This is a genomic window from Bacillus sp. FSL R5-0659, from assembly GCF_038008785.1.
In the GTDB taxonomy this organism is placed as follows: domain Bacteria; phylum Bacillota; class Bacilli; order Bacillales; family Bacillaceae; genus Bacillus; species Bacillus safensis.
Genome location: NZ_JBBOZU010000001.1, coordinates 539702 through 555306, shown reverse-complemented (window position 1 = coordinate 555306; position 15605 = coordinate 539702). Strand labels below are relative to the sequence as shown.

Sequence of the window (15605 nt, the reverse complement as noted above, 5' to 3'; positions counted from 1 at the left end):
ATATACTAATATAACAGTCAAGCCTTTCTTCCTTCCTTTTTGTTTTCTGTTTAGACATGACAGAAAGACCCCGACCTCTAACTGAAAGACCAAGGTCTCCTTGCTGCTGTGATCCCTATGAGTTTATGACAGCTTATACTTTCGCATCCACTTGTAAAAGGTGCTTCTTGGCACCTCTGCCAGCCTCGCTGCTTCTGACACATGACCTTTTGTTTTGTGCAATGCTTCAATCACCGTTTGCTTTTGAATGCGTTCCCTTAGCGTGAGTTCTTTTGGATTCTCGGTATACTCTGGTAGATGCAGCTTCTGCTTTTTCTGATCCATCGCCTCTAATAACGCCGCATATTGCGATTCACCAATCCATCCTCCTTTAGGAAATAGTACCCTTATATGTTCAAACAGATTAAAAAGCTCTCGTATGTTTCCTGGCCAGTGGTACGCTTCTAGCTTACGAAAAAAAGATTCAGGAAATGTCGCATTCCATTGGTGTTTCTTTTGGTAATAGCGATAGAAATCAACAATGTCTTCTTTTCTTTCTCTAAGCGGCGGGATGTTGATTGGATAGACATGAAGACGGTAATACAAATCTTCACGTATTTTTCCTTCCTTCAGCAGTTCGTTTATATTCCGGTGTGTCGCTGTTATGATTCTAATATCCAAAGGGATTTCGTGTGTCCCGCCGAGCGGTACGACTTTTCTTTCTTCAATGACCCTAAGAAGCGCCACTTGCATCGCATAAGGGATTTCGCCAATTTCGTCTAAAAAGAGAGTTCCTTTCTGAGCCTGTTCAAATTTCCCCTTTGCTCCATGACGTTTTGCCCCTGTAAAAGCTCCTTCAGCATAACCAAATAGTTCGCTTTCTAACAGGCTTTCTGGTATGGCTCCACAATTAACGGCAATAAACGGTCCTTTATGTCTTTCACTAGCTAAGTGAATTGCTCGAGCGGCCAGTTCTTTCCCTGTACCTGTTTCTCCCCAAATATATACATTTACATCTGTTTGTGCCGCTCGTTTCAATTCGCTAAGTGTCTGCTGAAATACTGTACTTGTTCCAGATTCCCCGGGAAATTGAGGAAAAGAAACGGTGATATTTCTCTTCTCTGCTTCTTCAAGAGAAAAAGACATCCCAAGCAGCTCTCCGTCTTGTTCTGACTGAATGAGACGCTTGTCTCGTGTAACAAATGTATCAGCCATGAGCAGCTCAACATCCATTCCGTACCAGTCTGAAAATCGATCTCTAATCGGTTTGCTTGCCAAAACAATCTGCTTTTTCTCATTACAGACAACATACGGCTCGTCCGCTTCTACCTGCTGGAGACAATGACTGACCAGCTCCATCTCTTTCCTTTTTTGCTGGACCTGAATTTCTCTCTCTATGGCATATGCAACTGTTGAAGCCATGCCAAGCATAAAAGGATGCCTTTGATCCGCCATACAGGAGATATCAATGACTCCTATGATCGTGCCGTCTGCGTCACGAATAGGGGCCGCTGAACAACTCCAATGGTGGGAAGCGATTGAAAAATGCTCAGTTCCGTTGATCGCTACAGCTTCCCCAATGACCAGTGCCGTTCCAATAGCGTTCGTCCCCACATCGGCTTCGGTCCAGCGCGCGCCCTCCATAAAATTTATTTTTTTCGCTTCTACCAGCGTCCTTTGACTTCCTGTCAAACTCAGCACATAGCCATCTGCATCGATGAGTAAGGCCATCATGTCCGATTCTTTTAATTGCTGACTAATTTTATTTAAGTAAGGAAGAGCGGCATTTAGGAATAGTGAGTACTTCTTTTTTTGAACACTGAATAATTCCTTTTCTAATAACGACTGTCCTTTATCTAAATACGGGTTCACATTTGCCTGTTTACATCTGCGCCATGACTCCATCACTCTCTTATCCAGACGAGACCTATCAAGTAAACCTTCACGAACAAAACGTTTCCAAGTATTTAAATAACAAGGCGTCGGATTCATTCCATCCTCTCCTCTGGGGGCTTTTTATCCATTATAGATAATTATAAAAGCGCTTTCAATTATTGACTGACCCAGGAATTCATTCGGATAAAATGTTTCTCTATTAGCAGTGCACCGCTCGTCCATTTGTTTGCAGCAAGGCTTCGTGTATCGCCTCAGAGAGTGTCGGATGTGCCGCAATAAACTGCTCTAATGTATCAGCTGTTAACTCTGTATGCATCATCACTGCCGCTTGTCCAATCAGTTCTGTTGCATTTGGCCCGATAATTGATACACCTAAAATTTCTTGATATTGCGGTTCGACAATGACCTTTACTTGACCTGCTGGCTGATTTAAAATGAGTGCTTTTCCATTAGAAGAAAAAGCGAATTTCCCTATCCGAATCTCCCCAAATTGTTTTCTAGCACTCTCTTCACTTAAACCGACACTCGCGATTTCTGGAGACGTGTAGATGCACCTTGGAATCACGTGTTCATTGACCTTTACATCTTCACCTGATGCATGAGATGCCGCAATCGTTCCTTCATGAAAAGCAGCATGAGCAAGCTGAACGCCGCCTGTCACATCACCGCACGCATAGATATGCGTTAGATTGGTTTGCATATGCTCATTGACGCAGATGCCGTTTCTGTCAAATTCTATGCCGACCTGCTCAAGATTCAGCTCTCCCAGCCTCGGCTTTCTGCCAATGGCGACTAAACAATGATCGGCCTTGATGTCACAGCGCTCTCCATGTTCCTTCTCAACCACCACTTTTTTTGAGATTGCATCAAGCTGTTTGACTGCTGCTGATGTCAAAATCTCCACACCAGCTTTTTGAAGCTGATCGTGAAGACAGTTAGCGGTATCGTGATCTTCTTCAGGTAAAATGTGTGCTGCCTGTTCAACCATGACAACCTTTGATCCCATTCTGCTAAAGATGCTTGCAAACTCACAGCCGATCACTCCTCCGCCAATGATACAAAGCGAATCTGGTACTGAAGGGAGCGTCATCGCATCCTTACTATCAATGATCCACTCTCTATCAAATGGGGCGAAAGGTAAAGCAGCAGGTTCTGATCCTGAAGCAATAATGATTTGTCTTGCTTGAATGATGTCTGATTTCCCTTCACTTTCTATCAATAGCTCATGTGCTGAAAGAAATGATGCTTTCCCATTTAACACGCTGATTTTGTTTTTATTCATCAAATAACGAACGCCATCAGTCAGCTGCTTCACGACTGACCGCTTCCGCTTTTGAACAGCATCCCAATGAATGATAGGGTCATTTTCTGGAAGCTCAATTCCAAAATGACCAGCTGATTTCACATGCTCGTACATATCGGCGCTTTGCAAAAGGGCTTTCGTTGGGATACAGCCTTCATTCAGGCAGGTACCTCCTAACAGGCCTCGGTCGATTAATACAACCTCTCTACCAAAACGGGCGGCTGTTATTGCCGCCACATATCCTGCTGGCCCGCCTCCTATAATGACTAGCGTCATGGTCATTTCACCTTCTTCCTATAAAAGAATGGATACTGGTTTTTCTAAATAGGCTTTAACAGTTGATAAAAATTGTGATGCCGGCGCCCCGTCCAGCACGCGATGGTCAAATGTCAGACTGAGTGGCAGGATCGTCCCTTTACATAATTCATTCCCCTGATAAACAGGCATGTGATCCGCTTTTCCAACGCCAAGAATACCTGCTTCCGGCGGATTCAAAATCGGGGTAAAATGTTCCACACCATAGGCACCTAGGTTAGTGATTGTAAAGGTAGAGCCTTCAATTTCATCGTGGAGAAGTTTGCCTTCACGTGCTTTTTTGCCATACGATTTGATACTCTTCGCCAGTTCAATAAGTGAAAGCTTTTCCGCATGCCGAATAACAGGTACTGCCAGCCCGTGATCTAAAGCAGCAGCGATTCCAAGATGTACATGCTCAAAAGTTTCGACTCTATCATGTTGATATTGACTGTTCATTGCAGGGTGCTTTTGCAGAGAAAGAATCACTGCTTTGGCTACAAAATCGGTCATGGTTAATTTCATATCGTGTTGTGCTCCAGCTGTTTCGTTCAACTCAGACTGTAATGCTGTAAGTTTTGTCACATCCGCTTTCATCGTTATTGTTAATTGTGCACTTGTTTGCAGGCTTTCCATCATTCGCGAGGCAATGGTTTTCCGCATCATGCTGACTGGCTGATGCTTTGTTAGTTCATTGTGTTGTTTTTCTTTTTCTTTTTCATCAGGAAGTGCTCGAAGCACATCCGCTTTCGTGATTCTCCCATCTGGACCTGTTCCCACTAATGTATGAATATCCAGATTAGCACTTTGAGCAATCTTACGTGCAACAGGGGAGATTTTTATTCTCTCTTTCTTTTGTTTTGGCGGCAGGTCTTTTTCTTTCTTTTCCTCGACCTGTTCATTTCCTTCACCGATATAGCAGATGACCGTGCCAGGCGGTACACCTTCTCCCTCAGACACTTTTATATCCAATATGGTTCCTTCTGCAGGTGATTCGATCTCCATTTCAATTTTTTCAGAGTTGATGCTTGCAATGCTTTCCCCTTTATTCACGGTCTCTCCGATCTCTTTATTCCAGACAGATACCGTTCCTTCTTTCATTGACATGCCCAATTTCGGCATCACAACCTCGACAGCCATCTCCCTCTCTCCTTTCTTTAGTTCAAGATCTTGTCATGACTTTTTCCAACCATCTCTAAGACAGTGTTCACAACCTTATCAGGTGTCGGCAAATAGATATCTTCAAGCGGTGGTGAAAATGGGACCGGTGTATGAGGAGCCGTCACTTTTTTGATTGGAGCGTCGAGTAAATCGAAGCCTTTATCCGCAACCAGAGAAGAAATATCTGCGGCAATTCCGCATCTTGGATTTGCTTCATCCACAATGACAAGCCGATTTGTTTTCTCTACTGAAGTCAGAATGGCTTCTTCATCGAGCGGCGACAAGCTTCTAGGATCAATCACCTCTGCTTCAATTCCTTGCGCAGCTAATTGCTCTGCTGCTTCGAGTGCTGTATGAACTTGTTTGCCTACTGCAAAAATGGTCACATCTGATCCTTCTCTTTTCACATCTGCTTTGCCAAGCGGCAACGTGTAATATCGCTCCGGAACATCTCCTGTGATATTGTAAAGCGTTTTGTCTTCAAAAAAGATGACAGGGTCCTGATCCTCGATGGCTGCTAGTAGCAATCCTTTGGCATCGTATGGTGAAGAAGGCACCACCACTTTCAATCCAGGGATGCTTGTAAATAGCGCATACAAGCTTTGCGAATGCTGAGCAGCTGCTCTAAAACCCGCTCCATGTGTCGTTCTGATCGTGATTGGCACCTCTGCTTTTCCGCCAAACATGTATCGAAATTTAGCCCCTTGATTCAGCACTTGATCCAGACAAGTGCCGATAAAATCATTAAACATGAGTTCTGCAATTGGCCTTAGCCCTGTGGAAGCAGCTGCCATGGCCGCACCTACATAGCCAGCTTCACTAATCGGTGTGTCAAGGACTCGCTCACGTCCAAACTCCTGAACGATTCCTTTCGTTACACCGAGCACACCGCCCCATGCTTCATCATCCTGTAAGTGATCTACATGAGCGCCTCCAGCAACATCTTCCCCCATTAAAATGACATCCTCGTCTCTTCTCATGGCAAGTTTAATCGCTTCATTCAATGCACTAGACATGCTGATTTCTCTTGTCATTTTCCTCTCCTCCTTCTGATTTATTGATACGAAACATACACGTCGGTCAATAATTCGGTCTGATCTGGATATTCACTTTCTTCACTGAATTGAACGGCTTCATCTATCGCTTCTGTTACAGTCGTTTCAATATTTGATAGCTCTCCATTCGTCAGCAGCTGCTGCTTGATCAATTCATTTTTAAAAAGAGTGATCGCATCTCTCTCTTCTTGATGTTCTGTTTTTTCTTGATTGGTTTTGTAACGTTGGGCATCTCCTTCGAAATGGCCATAATTCCGATATGTCATGCATTCAATCAATGTCGGACCTTCTCCATTTTTCGCTCGTTCAATTGCTTGTTCTGCGGCTTGATAAACGGCCATCACATCTTTTCCGTCTACTTGAATCCCAGGAATGTCATAACCGGCCGCTCGATCGACGATTGATTTGCAGCTTGAAGCATAGGAAAATGGTGTCGCTTCTCCGTACCCATTGTTTTCTGCGATGAAAATGACGGGCAGTTTCCAGATGGCCGCGAGATTGATTCCTTCGTGGAAAGTCCCTTGATTGTTTGCACCATCTCCAAAAAAGCAAACGCTTACATTTTCTGTCTTTTTATATTTGGCTGTGAGGGCTGCCCCGCACGCAAGAGGAAAGCCGCCTCCAACAATTCCGTTGGCACCAAGCATTCCTTTATCAAAATCTGCAATGTGCATGGATCCGCCTTTGCCTTTACAAAGACCTGTGGCTTTTCCATAGATTTCTGCCATCATTCCTTTTAGATCACAGCCCTTCGCTATACAATGGCCGTGGCCGCGGTGGGTACTTGTAATACTGTCTTTTTCATTCAGATGTGCACAGACTCCTACGGCAACAGCTTCTTCGCCAGCATAAAGATGGACAAACCCCGGCAAGATTCCTTTTGTAAAAAGCGCGTGTACTCGATCTTCAAATTGGCGGATTTCCTGCATTTTTTGATACATCCATACGGCTTTTTCTTTAGTCAATGCCTTTTCCATTTGGTAAAACCTCCTATCCTTTTTTGCTTGCACTACTATACAAGCAAAAATCGTGCCAACATGAAGATACATGAACATTTAGGCTTTGACCGAATCACACCGATGAAAAAAGAGACAAAATGAGACATGCGTCTCTTTTTGTCTCCATATGTCCACACATCTAATCGAATAAAAAAAGCACCCCCTTAGAGGAATGCTTATCACAATGAATCGGTTGTACACTGCCACTTTAATTTCCCTTTGCAGACGCCGCATACATAACGAGAGGTATCAAACCGTCTTTTCCTGATAAAAGACCGGCCGCATCCTGTGCAAATGTATTCATGGCGTTTCCCCGCACGTCGCTTCTTTTGTACAGTCTTAAGCGGTGTACAAAAACGCGGGGCTTCTACTTGTTTTAATAACTCTTTAAAATCACGGTCGCGATGCTGATAGCCCTTTCCCTCAAGATGTAGATGATAATGACAAAGCTCATGCTTGATGATCCCGATTAATTCTTCTCGTCCATGCTCCTCTAGGTATCGGCGGTTCAGTTCAATATTGTGTGTACCAAGTAAATATCGCCCGCCTGTCGTTTTTAACCGGTCATTAAAAACAGCCTGATGGCGGAATGTCTTGCCAAAGAACTGCTGGGAAATGTGCTCTGTTAACTGCTGTAACTCTCTCTCGTTCAATCAAGATCGTTCCTTTCTATAAAAACCTCGAACGGGACAATTTCCCCTATGCATACATTGAAGATACACCCACTGTTTCGATCAAAGGAGGAATGGGCGATGCCCAACTGGCTGAAAAATCAGATGCAGAAGGCATTTTATGAGAAAAATCATTATCAAATCAAATTGCTGAATCAATGCTGGTACTTTTATAGAAAAAAACATTCAGTCACATCAAGGCACACCCCATCCTAAGGTGCGCCTCGTTTTTTGTTTACTCTGGTTTCAGCATGGAGAGGGCAACGCGGCCTTTTGCCTGGTCAACGGAGTCCACCCAGACGGTCACAATGTCACCAACTGATACAACGTCAAGCGGATGCTTCACAAAACGATTGCTTAGTTTGGAAATATGCACAAGCCCATCCTGCTTTACGCCAATATCAACGAATGCGCCGAAGTCTACGACATTTCTCACTGTTCCTTGCAGCTCCATTCCTTGCTTCAAGTCTTCCAATTTCAATACATCTGTTTTGAGCAGCGGTTTTGGTACTTCATCCCGCGGATCACGCTCAGGTCTTGTGAGCTGATCGATGATATCTTGAAGTGTAATTGTCCCAATATCTAGCTGTTCTGCTGCTTCATCCAGTTTCACTTCAGCAATTTTCTCTTTTAACTGCTCTGTGCCAAGATCGTCTGGTGTCATGTTGATCATGCGTAAAAACTGTTTTGTTTCTTTATAGCTCTCTGGGTGAATGCCTGTACGGTCAAGCGGATCTTGTCCGTCTGTAATACGCAAGAAACCGATACACTGCTCATATGTTTTAGCACCGAGCCTTGGAATATCCTTCAATTCTTTTCTGCTTGTGAATCTCCCAATCTCTTCGCGCCTTTTGATGATATTCCCAGCGACGGCTTTTGAAAGGCCTGATACATATTGCAGCAGCGCCTGTGAGGCGGTATTGACGTTTACGCCAACTTGGTTGACGACTGTTTCTACCACAAAGGTTAACGAGCTGTTTAATTGCTTCTGGCTGACGTCATGCTGGTATTGGCCCACACCAACAGACTTCGGATCAATTTTCACGAGCTCTGCTAAAGGATCTTGTAATCTTCTAGCGATTGAAATGGCGCTTCGTTCTTCGACTTGCAGATCTGGAAACTCTTCTCGTGCAAGTGCAGATGCGGAGTATACACTTGCTCCTGCTTCATTCACGATCAAATAGGACACCGGCTGATCCAGCTCTTGAATCAAGTCTGCAATAAATTGTTCAGTCTCTCTTGAGGCTGTTCCGTTTCCAATCGCAATGACTTCGATGTTGGATGATTGAATGATCTCTTTGACTTTTTGTTTCGCTTCCGCTTTTTTCTGTACAGGCGGATGCGGGTAAATGACGCCAATATGATGGACTTTTCCTGTATCATCCACGACGGCTAATTTGCAGCCTGTCCGAAATGCGGGATCGACTCCAAGTACACGCTTCCCTTTCATCGGCGGTTGAAGCAGCAGTTTTCTTAAGTTTTCAGCAAAAATATGAATCGCTTGTTCCTCTGCTTTTTCTGTCAGCTCTTTTCGTATTTCTCGTTCGATGGAAGGCTGAATGAGACGTTTATATGCATCATCGATTGCTGCTTCAATAAACGGTCTCGCCGTCGTCTGTTTGCCTTTTAGAACTTGTTTGTCGAGATAGAAGCGAATATTTTCAGCAGGTGGTTCGATGGCTGCCTTTAAAATGCCTTCTTTCTCTCCGCGGTTGACCGCTAATATACGGTGCGGGACAATCTTTTTGATTGGCTCTTGATAATCGTAATACATTTCATAGACGTTTTTCTCATCGCTTTCGACGTCTTTTCCTGATGTGACCAGACTGCCCTTTTGGTACGTTTCACTGCGAATCCATTTTCGCATATCGGGATCATCTGCCAGCTGTTCAGCAATGATGTGCTGCGCACCCTCAAGTGCCTCTTCTACATTTGCCACTTCTTTTTCTTCGCTAATAAAAGCAGCTGCTTTCTTCTTGATCTGATCGCTTGGCAGCGTGAGTAAATATTCTGCCAGCGGCTCCAGCCCTTTTGCTTTGGCTACATTCGCCTTTGTTTTGCGCTTTTGTTTGAATGGCCGGTATAAATCTTCGACCTCTTGCAGTTTATGAGCTTGTTCAATTTTCTGTTTTAATTCATCGGTTAGTTTGTCTTGTTCAGCAATTAAGCGAATGACTTCTTCTTTTCGGTTCGTGACATTTTGGATATATGTATAGCGCTCTGAAATGGTTTGAATTTGCACCTCATCCAGTGAGCCTGTCTGCTCTTTCCGATAACGGGCAATAAACGGGACGGTGTTGCCATCCTCTAAAAGCTTGATCACACTTTCAATTTGTTTCGTTGAAAGCTTTAATTCTGTCGCAATTTGTTTCAAAAAAAAGTCAGATGTCTTCATACTTTGCATCCTCTCACTGTGTCTTCTCTTTTAGTGTATCAAAAAAACCGGCAAAACAGAAAAAAGGTCAGCTATTTTACGTGAGCTGACCAAGTACATAGGTGAGATCGTCCTTTTTGTCTTGTGTGTATGTTTCAAGCTGTTTGGCGATGTCTTCAACTGAATGTCCATGCTTTAAACACATGCGCATGTTTGGCACATTCAGTCCGTCTGAATACATAATGAATATCGATCCTTTTTCGTAGGAATAGGTGTATGTTTTATATTTTCTAGGTTTCCCTGATAAGTATCCTGATGTCGGAAGTGGATAAATATAGTCGCCAGAAGGTGCATTCAAGATAAAACGAATATTACCAACCGAACAATAGGTAAATTGCTGCTGGGAAAAATTCACCTTTAAGATCGCAGCTGTGGCACCGCGTTTATTTTTCATGGCCTGATTGCATCTGTCGATGAGGGTCGCCACATCCTCATGTCCATATTCTTCGACAATTTCGCTGACTAAAGAAGATGATTCATTGGCGTACTGGCCGCTGCCTAATCCGTCTGCTACAGCACAAATTAGTTCTTCATCATCTGCTTTAATAAAAAAACTGTCCCCGCAGCATGGTTTTCCTTCTTTATTCGATTGATAGATAATGGCGTTTACATGCTCATGCTGTTCAATCTGTTTCATTACCCTAGCTCCATAGACGCATCTTCTGATAATGCATCTCGCAGTTTTTTCACTGCCTTCCGCTGCAGTCTCGATACATGCATTTGGGATATGCCGAGTAAATCGCCTGTCTCTTTCTGACTCTTATTTTGCAAGTAAGTCAGATTGATAATCTCTTTTTCTCTATCCGACAGCACATGAAGCACACTCTCAAGCATCATTTTTTGGTTCACACGTTCGTAGCCTTCTTCCTGTGAGCCGACAACGTCTAAAATCGTCACAGTACTTCCTTCAGAATCAGCCTCTACGCCTTGGTCAACAGACAGTGCTTGATAGCTTTTGCCCATCTCCATGGTTTCAAGTACTTCTTCTTCTGTTACATCCAGATATTCTGCAATTTCTTGGACTTTAGGTGATTTCTGTGTCTCTGTTGTCAAATGATCGACTGCCATTTTGATTCTTGGTCCAAGCTCTTTGATCCGCCTTGGTACATGGACACTCCATGTCTTATCTCGTAAAAAGCGTTTGATTTCCCCGATGATGGTTGGAATAGCAAAGGCTTCAAATGATTTACCGACGAGCGGGTCGTATCGTTTAATGGCGCCAAGTAAACCAATCATTCCAACTTGTCTGAGGTCCTCATGAAAGCTTTTTCCTTTAGAATATTTTTTCGCCAGCATATCAACCAAGTTTGTATAGCATTCGACCAGCGTGAGCTGCGCCTGCTCATCTTGATTGGTTTGATAGCTTTGGATGAGGCGATCTACTTCATCTTTAGTTAGTTTCATAGTTTTGGATGGTTGTGTCATGGTCAACTCGCTCCCTGTTTAAAAACTTTGTCATCGCCACGGTAACTCCGGAGTTTGCTTGCACCTCGACTTCATCCATCAATGTTTGCATTAAGTATAAACCAAGACCTCCTTCTGCCAATTGATCCACCGTATGAGCAGATGTGTACGGTCCCAAGTCTTCCTGTTTTTGCTTAAAGTCAAAGCTACCGCCTTTGTCAGCGACAATGATTTCTAGACGATCCGCGTAGACAAGAAAGCGAACAGCTACCTCTCCATCTTCGCCGTCTTCACCTTTGTAGGCATGCTGAACTGCATTTGTACAGGCCTCACTGACGGCAATTTTTAAGTCTTCAATCTCTTCATAGGCATAGCCCATCCGGCTCGCTACGCCTGAAAGAGTCAAACGAATGATGCCTACATATTCTGGTTTTGCCGGTATTTTCATCTCGATTAGATCTACTGATTCGTTCATTGTACCCCACCCTCTGACTTTGCAGAAATGTCAATGATGTCCTTTAATCCAGTGATTTCAAACAACCTTACAAGCCGTTCTGACAAGTTCTCAAGCTTTAATGTTCCACCTGCTTTTTGAGCCGCTTTAAACAGCCCAACGAATACACCTAAACCTGTACTATCCATATACGTAACATCCTTTAGACAGATTTCAAGATGCTCTCCCGCCTCTGCTTTAGGCATGAGCGTTTCTCTTAGCTGAGGAGCGGAGTACACATCGATTTCTCCGCTGACACTGATTTTCGTTTTTTGATCTATTTGATGCTCTTTTACAGACATATTCATTATGCATTCACCTCGAAATTCTTGTTTCCTAAAGTTTTATATACCCGCATGTTCACTTTCTAAACCTTTCTTTTGAGAACAAGTAAAGTAAAGTCATCGTGCAGCTGAAAATCCTGCAGTTTGAGTAAGCTGGCGTAGATGGCATCCACCATTTCTTGAGCTGAGTAGGATAGGTGCTCTGATATGAGTGCTTTGATGTCTTCCCGCTCTAGGAAACCGTCCTCTGACTTGGATTCTGTGACCCCATCAGAGAATAAGATCACCATGTCTCCTATGTCTAAATGCTTCTCATACTGTCTGTAATCAAAGTCTGGTGCAATCCCGAGGACAAGCCCTTTCGCTTCTAAATCGTAAAATTTGTCCTCTTTTTTGCAATAGAAAAAGCCCGGCTCATGACCAGCCGATGCGTATTTAAACTCATGCGTTTCTTTATTATAGCTGCCATAGAACATCGTGATAAACATACTTGGATCTACATTTTGCTCGACTACACGATTCAGGGTTTTCAGTACCTTTGTTGGGCCGCTCCCTGACTCTGGTAAGGAATCCATCGCATATTTAATCATCGACATACAGAGCGCTGCCGGGATTCCCTTTCCAATGACATCTGCGATCGCGATATTGATTGTATCGTGATCCGTTACAAAGTGGTAATAATCTCCACTCATCTGTTTTGCCGGTACACTAATCGCACCAATATCAAAGGTATCTCCTTCTGGAATTTTCGTTTCCAGAAGGGTTTGCTGAACATTTGCAGCAATTTCGATTTCAGATTTTATTTCTTGCTGGATGCCTCTGAGTGTTAAATGTTCTTGGTAGGCAAGTCCGTACCCAATCATGACTTCAATTAAGAAGTCTAGTGAATGAAAAACATCTTCCGGCAAATCAGGGTAAAGCTCCTGAATCACTTTTCGGTGAACACTCACTATTTCTTCAGGAGGTATTTGATGCTCAATGGTTTTACGGCTAAATTTTTGAGCTTGATAAAGCGATGTTTCAGTTAAATCACTGATATAACGACTGAGCAGCTGATGGTACCGCTGCTCCATTACCTCCTTAAAATCCATGGTTTCCCTCCTAGCGAAGCCACTTAACAGCTTGTATCTCCGTTCCTTGTTCTGGTGCAGAGTCTAATTTAAATTCATCCATCAGTCTTCTGACACCCGGAAGACCTGCTCCGAGTCCGCCTGATGTTGAAAATCCGTCTTCCATTACTTTACGTATATCCATGATACCCGGGCCCTCATCGGCTGCGATGACTTTGAGTCCACGCTTTCCGCGCTCCATCACTTCGTCTATACAAATCTGACCTTTACCAGCGTATAAATAGATGTTTCGAGCTAATTCTGAAATGGCCGTCGTAATTCTTGCTTGGTCAACTGTTCCAAATCCAAGTTCTTTTGCAACATTGCGCCCCAATTGTCTTGCTGCGACTATGTCCCATTCCGTCAATATTCTTACACAGGATTGGTCTTTCATATCTATTCCCCCAATTCCCGCTTCAGTGTCTCAAGCCCTTGTTCAAGATCTAGTGCTGTCTGAATTTCTTCAAGCGATATTCCAAGTTCAATCAGCGTCACAGCGACTGCTGGCTGTATTCCTGTTAATACAACTTTTGCCCCCATGAGCTTGGACATCGTGATGACATCGCCTAATACCTTTGCAATAAAGGAATCAATCATGTCGACAGATGTGAGGTCAATGACAACACCGTTTGCTCCTGTTTCATGAATTTTATTCAGCAAGTCTTCTTGAAAGTGGAGAGCTGTCTGATCATCAAGCTCCCACTGTATTGAAATCAGAAGACAGTTATATAATTTTAAGATTGGAATCTTCGGGTGATTTCTCACTAGGTTATCCCTCCAATGAAACAATTTTTCGATTTGTCATTTCCAAAGCAGTTTGAATTCCTTTTTGAAGGGTATTCTTTGTTGTAACTTGAGATAAATCAATTCCAAGGTTCACAATGGTTTGGGCTATTTCTGGGCGAATACCGACAAGCAAACACTTCGCACCTACTAATCTCACAGCCTCAGACGCTTGAATGATATGGTGGGCTACCATTGTATCAACAACAGGGACACCCGTAATATCAATTAAGACGACCTGTGAGCGATGTTTGACGACACCATTGAGCAGGTTCTCCATAATTTTTTTCGCACGATCTGTATCAATTGTTCCAACAAGCGGCATGACGGTGATGTGCTCAAATACAGGGATCAGCGGGGCAGAAAGTTCCTGCAGCGCAATTTTTTGAAGGCTGACTGTTTTCTCCCATGAGATGGAATACTGGTTTAAGATCTCGTTATGAATTGGTGTGATGAATTGGTCGATTTGCCAGATGAGGTCATGACTTTCTTCTGTTGTATCTTTGTCATCGTTCATTTTTTGATATAAATGTGTACGGATTTCAGTTAGACCATTTGCCAGTAACTTAAGTGATATACCCATTTGAACAATGTTTAAAGCAAGAGTTTGCACTTTTTCTTCAAAATCCTCATTATACCCCTCTGAAAGAGATGTAATGATTAGTTGAACATATTCCGAACAGATGGTTTCATACATTTTGTCGTTCAGCATCATGTCCGTTTCTTTTTCTCCGAGTCGTCTAAAAATGTCCGTCCACTCTTTTTGTAATTCCTCTTGATGCTCCCTTGCGAAAGCTAACACGATATGATTCGACATGTTTTACCCCCTACGTACATAAACAGCACTTCTTTTATTCTTTCTTCATTATAACGTTAATAAAAATTGAACACAAAAAAAAGTTGCTCTCACGAGAGCAACCAAATCTCACCATATTAAAAATCAATAAGAGCCAAACTAACTTGTAAGGCTTCATCAACCTTCTCCATCATCTCATCATCAAGATGTGTGATTTTATCTGTCAATCTTTGTTTATCGATTGTACGAATCTGCTCCAAGAGAATGACAGAATCTCGTTCAAAGCCGTAGCGCTTTGCATCAATTTCGACGTGAGTCGGTAATTTCGCTTTTTGTATTTGGGCTGTTATGGCTGCAACGATAGCAGTCGGGCTGAAGCGATTTCCAATGTCATTTTGAATCACCAATACTGGGCGAACCCCGCCCTGCTCGGAGCCAACAACAGGAGATAAATCAGCAAAGTAAACATCACCGCGTTTAACAATCAAATGTTTAACCCCCGCTGACTAATCGCTCAACTGTATTCTCAGCCTCAAATTCTGCGTATTGTGCCTCTGAAGAGATATTCAGATTAATTTTCGCCATCTCCATGTAGCCGCGTCTCATCGATTCACGATTTTGTCGAATATTACGTTCACGAATATACGTTTTTGTCGCTCGGTAGATCAATTCATTTCTTGTTACCTTATCCTGCTCTGCTACTCGTTCGATTTCAGACATCAAAGCCTCCGGTAGTCGAATCTTCATTTCGTTTGTTGCGCTGGATTCAGACAAAAAACATACACCTCCACAAAACTTACGGATACCGTTTCGATCCATTCCAAGACTAATCATACCATTATTCAATGCGCAAGCAAAGCTGTTTTTTCATGATTTCTTATTAGAACATGAAGCGGCTGTTCACCCGTAAATCAAAGATGATAATGGAGTTCCTCTTTCACATTA

At 43.1% G+C, this 15605-nt stretch carries 18 protein-coding genes; 1 reads left to right on the top strand and 17 read right to left on the bottom strand.

The window, feature by feature from the left end:
* Positions 1-123: 123 nt before the first annotated feature.
* From NSQ72_RS02660 to NSQ72_RS02635, 6 genes are all read right to left on the bottom strand, one after another.
* A complete protein-coding gene (locus NSQ72_RS02660; protein ID WP_341083216.1) occupies positions 124-1971 on the bottom strand; it encodes a sigma-54-dependent Fis family transcriptional regulator in 1848 nt (615 codons plus the stop codon).
* Positions 1972-2074: 103 nt separating this feature from the next.
* Entirely contained in the window at positions 2075-3454 is a 1380-nt protein-coding gene (gene lpdA, locus NSQ72_RS02655; protein ID WP_341085006.1) for a dihydrolipoyl dehydrogenase, read from the bottom strand.
* An 18-nt stretch (positions 3455-3472) separates the two neighbouring features.
* Positions 3473-4612, bottom strand: a complete 1140-nt coding sequence (locus NSQ72_RS02650; protein WP_341083215.1) for a dihydrolipoamide acetyltransferase family protein — start codon at positions 4610-4612, stop codon at positions 3473-3475.
* 17 nt (positions 4613-4629) lie between these two features.
* Positions 4630-5667 (bottom strand): alpha-ketoacid dehydrogenase subunit beta, encoded by a 1038-nt coding sequence (locus tag NSQ72_RS02645; RefSeq protein ID WP_008346887.1) that lies wholly within the window; start codon positions 5665-5667, stop codon positions 4630-4632.
* A gap of 20 nt (positions 5668-5687) precedes the next feature.
* The gene (locus tag NSQ72_RS02640) at positions 5688-6665 is read right to left on the bottom strand and encodes a thiamine pyrophosphate-dependent dehydrogenase E1 component subunit alpha (RefSeq protein WP_341083214.1); all 978 of its coding nucleotides are present in this window, start codon (positions 6663-6665) and stop codon (positions 5688-5690) included.
* A 200-nt stretch (positions 6666-6865) separates the two neighbouring features.
* Entirely contained in the window at positions 6866-7339 is a 474-nt protein-coding gene (locus tag NSQ72_RS02635) for a SprT family protein (protein WP_341083213.1), read from the bottom strand.
* A 99-nt stretch (positions 7340-7438) separates the two neighbouring features.
* On the opposite strand from NSQ72_RS02635, the gene cmpA reads away from it, so the two are divergent.
* Positions 7439-7573, top strand: coding sequence for a cortex morphogenetic protein CmpA (gene cmpA / locus NSQ72_RS02630; RefSeq protein ID WP_008346893.1), 135 nt, complete (start codon positions 7439-7441; stop codon positions 7571-7573).
* Positions 7574-7592: 19 nt separating this feature from the next.
* On the opposite strand, the gene NSQ72_RS02625 is transcribed toward cmpA, so the two are convergent.
* The 11 genes from NSQ72_RS02625 to NSQ72_RS02575 form a co-directional block, all read right to left on the bottom strand.
* Positions 7593-9752, bottom strand: coding sequence for a Tex family protein (locus tag NSQ72_RS02625; RefSeq protein WP_341083212.1), 2160 nt, complete (start codon positions 9750-9752; stop codon positions 7593-7595).
* A 76-nt stretch (positions 9753-9828) separates the two neighbouring features.
* Complete coding sequence (locus tag NSQ72_RS02620) at positions 9829-10428, bottom strand: PP2C family serine/threonine-protein phosphatase (RefSeq protein ID WP_039176718.1); 600 nt, start codon at positions 10426-10428, stop codon at positions 9829-9831.
* On the bottom strand, positions 10428-11216 hold the full coding sequence (gene sigB / locus NSQ72_RS02615; RefSeq protein WP_024427378.1) for an RNA polymerase sigma factor SigB: 789 nt from the start codon (positions 11214-11216) through the stop codon (positions 10428-10430). The genes NSQ72_RS02620 and sigB overlap by 1 nt, the downstream gene beginning before the upstream one ends.
* Complete coding sequence (gene rsbW, locus NSQ72_RS02610) at positions 11182-11670, bottom strand: anti-sigma B factor RsbW (RefSeq protein WP_039176716.1); 489 nt, start codon at positions 11668-11670, stop codon at positions 11182-11184. The genes sigB and rsbW overlap by 35 nt, the downstream gene beginning before the upstream one ends.
* Complete coding sequence (locus tag NSQ72_RS02605; RefSeq protein WP_017358393.1) at positions 11667-11996, bottom strand: anti-sigma factor antagonist; 330 nt, start codon at positions 11994-11996, stop codon at positions 11667-11669. Before NSQ72_RS02605 ends, rsbW begins: the two co-directional genes overlap by 4 nt.
* Before the next feature lie 59 nt (positions 11997-12055).
* Complete coding sequence (locus tag NSQ72_RS02600; protein WP_039176714.1) at positions 12056-13063, bottom strand: PP2C family protein-serine/threonine phosphatase; 1008 nt, start codon at positions 13061-13063, stop codon at positions 12056-12058.
* A 10-nt stretch (positions 13064-13073) separates the two neighbouring features.
* Positions 13074-13475 (bottom strand): anti-sigma regulatory factor, encoded by a 402-nt coding sequence (locus NSQ72_RS02595; RefSeq protein WP_024425390.1) that lies wholly within the window; start codon positions 13473-13475, stop codon positions 13074-13076.
* 2 nt (positions 13476-13477) lie between these two features.
* Positions 13478-13846 carry an RsbT antagonist protein RsbS gene (gene rsbS / locus NSQ72_RS02590; protein WP_003214235.1) on the bottom strand — a complete coding sequence of 123 codons (369 nt, stop codon included), beginning with the start codon at positions 13844-13846 and terminating at the stop codon, positions 13478-13480.
* A gap of 4 nt (positions 13847-13850) precedes the next feature.
* Positions 13851-14681, bottom strand: a complete 831-nt coding sequence (locus tag NSQ72_RS02585; protein WP_039176712.1) for an RsbT co-antagonist protein RsbRA — start codon at positions 14679-14681, stop codon at positions 13851-13853.
* 116 nt (positions 14682-14797) lie between these two features.
* Positions 14798-15148 (bottom strand): type II toxin-antitoxin system endoribonuclease NdoA, encoded by a 351-nt coding sequence (ndoA, locus tag NSQ72_RS02580; RefSeq protein ID WP_024425388.1) that lies wholly within the window; start codon positions 15146-15148, stop codon positions 14798-14800.
* Between the two features lie 4 nt (positions 15149-15152).
* On the bottom strand, positions 15153-15434 hold the full coding sequence (locus tag NSQ72_RS02575; protein ID WP_003214273.1) for a hypothetical protein: 282 nt from the start codon (positions 15432-15434) through the stop codon (positions 15153-15155).
* Positions 15435-15605: the final 171 nt, after the last annotated feature.

What these genes read in the sequence shown, in the direction of transcription:
- NSQ72_RS02585 (WP_039176712.1), bottom strand. Translation starts at nt 14,681, where the DNA reads ATGTCGAATCATATCGTGTTAGCTTTCGCAAGGGAGCATCAAGAGGAA.
- sigB (WP_024427378.1), bottom strand. Translation starts at nt 11,216, where the DNA reads ATGACACAACCATCCAAAACTATGAAACTAACTAAAGATGAAGTAGAT.
- NSQ72_RS02650 (WP_341083215.1), bottom strand. Translation starts at nt 4,612, where the DNA reads ATGGCTGTCGAGGTTGTGATGCCGAAATTGGGCATGTCAATGAAAGAA.
- NSQ72_RS02660 (WP_341083216.1), bottom strand. Translation starts at nt 1,971, where the DNA reads ATGAATCCGACGCCTTGTTATTTAAATACTTGGAAACGTTTTGTTCGT.
- cmpA (WP_008346893.1), top strand. Translation starts at nt 7,439, where the DNA reads ATGCCCAACTGGCTGAAAAATCAGATGCAGAAGGCATTTTATGAGAAA.
- NSQ72_RS02600 (WP_039176714.1), bottom strand. Translation starts at nt 13,063, where the DNA reads ATGGATTTTAAGGAGGTAATGGAGCAGCGGTACCATCAGCTGCTCAGT.
- NSQ72_RS02595 (WP_024425390.1), bottom strand. Translation starts at nt 13,475, where the DNA reads ATGAAAGACCAATCCTGTGTAAGAATATTGACGGAATGGGACATAGTC.
- NSQ72_RS02645 (WP_008346887.1), bottom strand. Translation starts at nt 5,667, where the DNA reads ATGACAAGAGAAATCAGCATGTCTAGTGCATTGAATGAAGCGATTAAA.
- NSQ72_RS02640 (WP_341083214.1), bottom strand. Translation starts at nt 6,665, where the DNA reads ATGGAAAAGGCATTGACTAAAGAAAAAGCCGTATGGATGTATCAAAAA.
- NSQ72_RS02620 (WP_039176718.1), bottom strand. Translation starts at nt 10,428, where the DNA reads ATGAAACAGATTGAACAGCATGAGCATGTAAACGCCATTATCTATCAA.
- lpdA (WP_341085006.1), bottom strand. Translation starts at nt 3,454, where the DNA reads ATGACGCTAGTCATTATAGGAGGCGGGCCAGCAGGATATGTGGCGGCA.
- rsbW (WP_039176716.1), bottom strand. Translation starts at nt 11,670, where the DNA reads ATGAACGAATCAGTAGATCTAATCGAGATGAAAATACCGGCAAAACCA.
- NSQ72_RS02605 (WP_017358393.1), bottom strand. Translation starts at nt 11,996, where the DNA reads ATGAATATGTCTGTAAAAGAGCATCAAATAGATCAAAAAACGAAAATC.
- NSQ72_RS02625 (WP_341083212.1), bottom strand. Translation starts at nt 9,752, where the DNA reads ATGAAGACATCTGACTTTTTTTTGAAACAAATTGCGACAGAATTAAAG.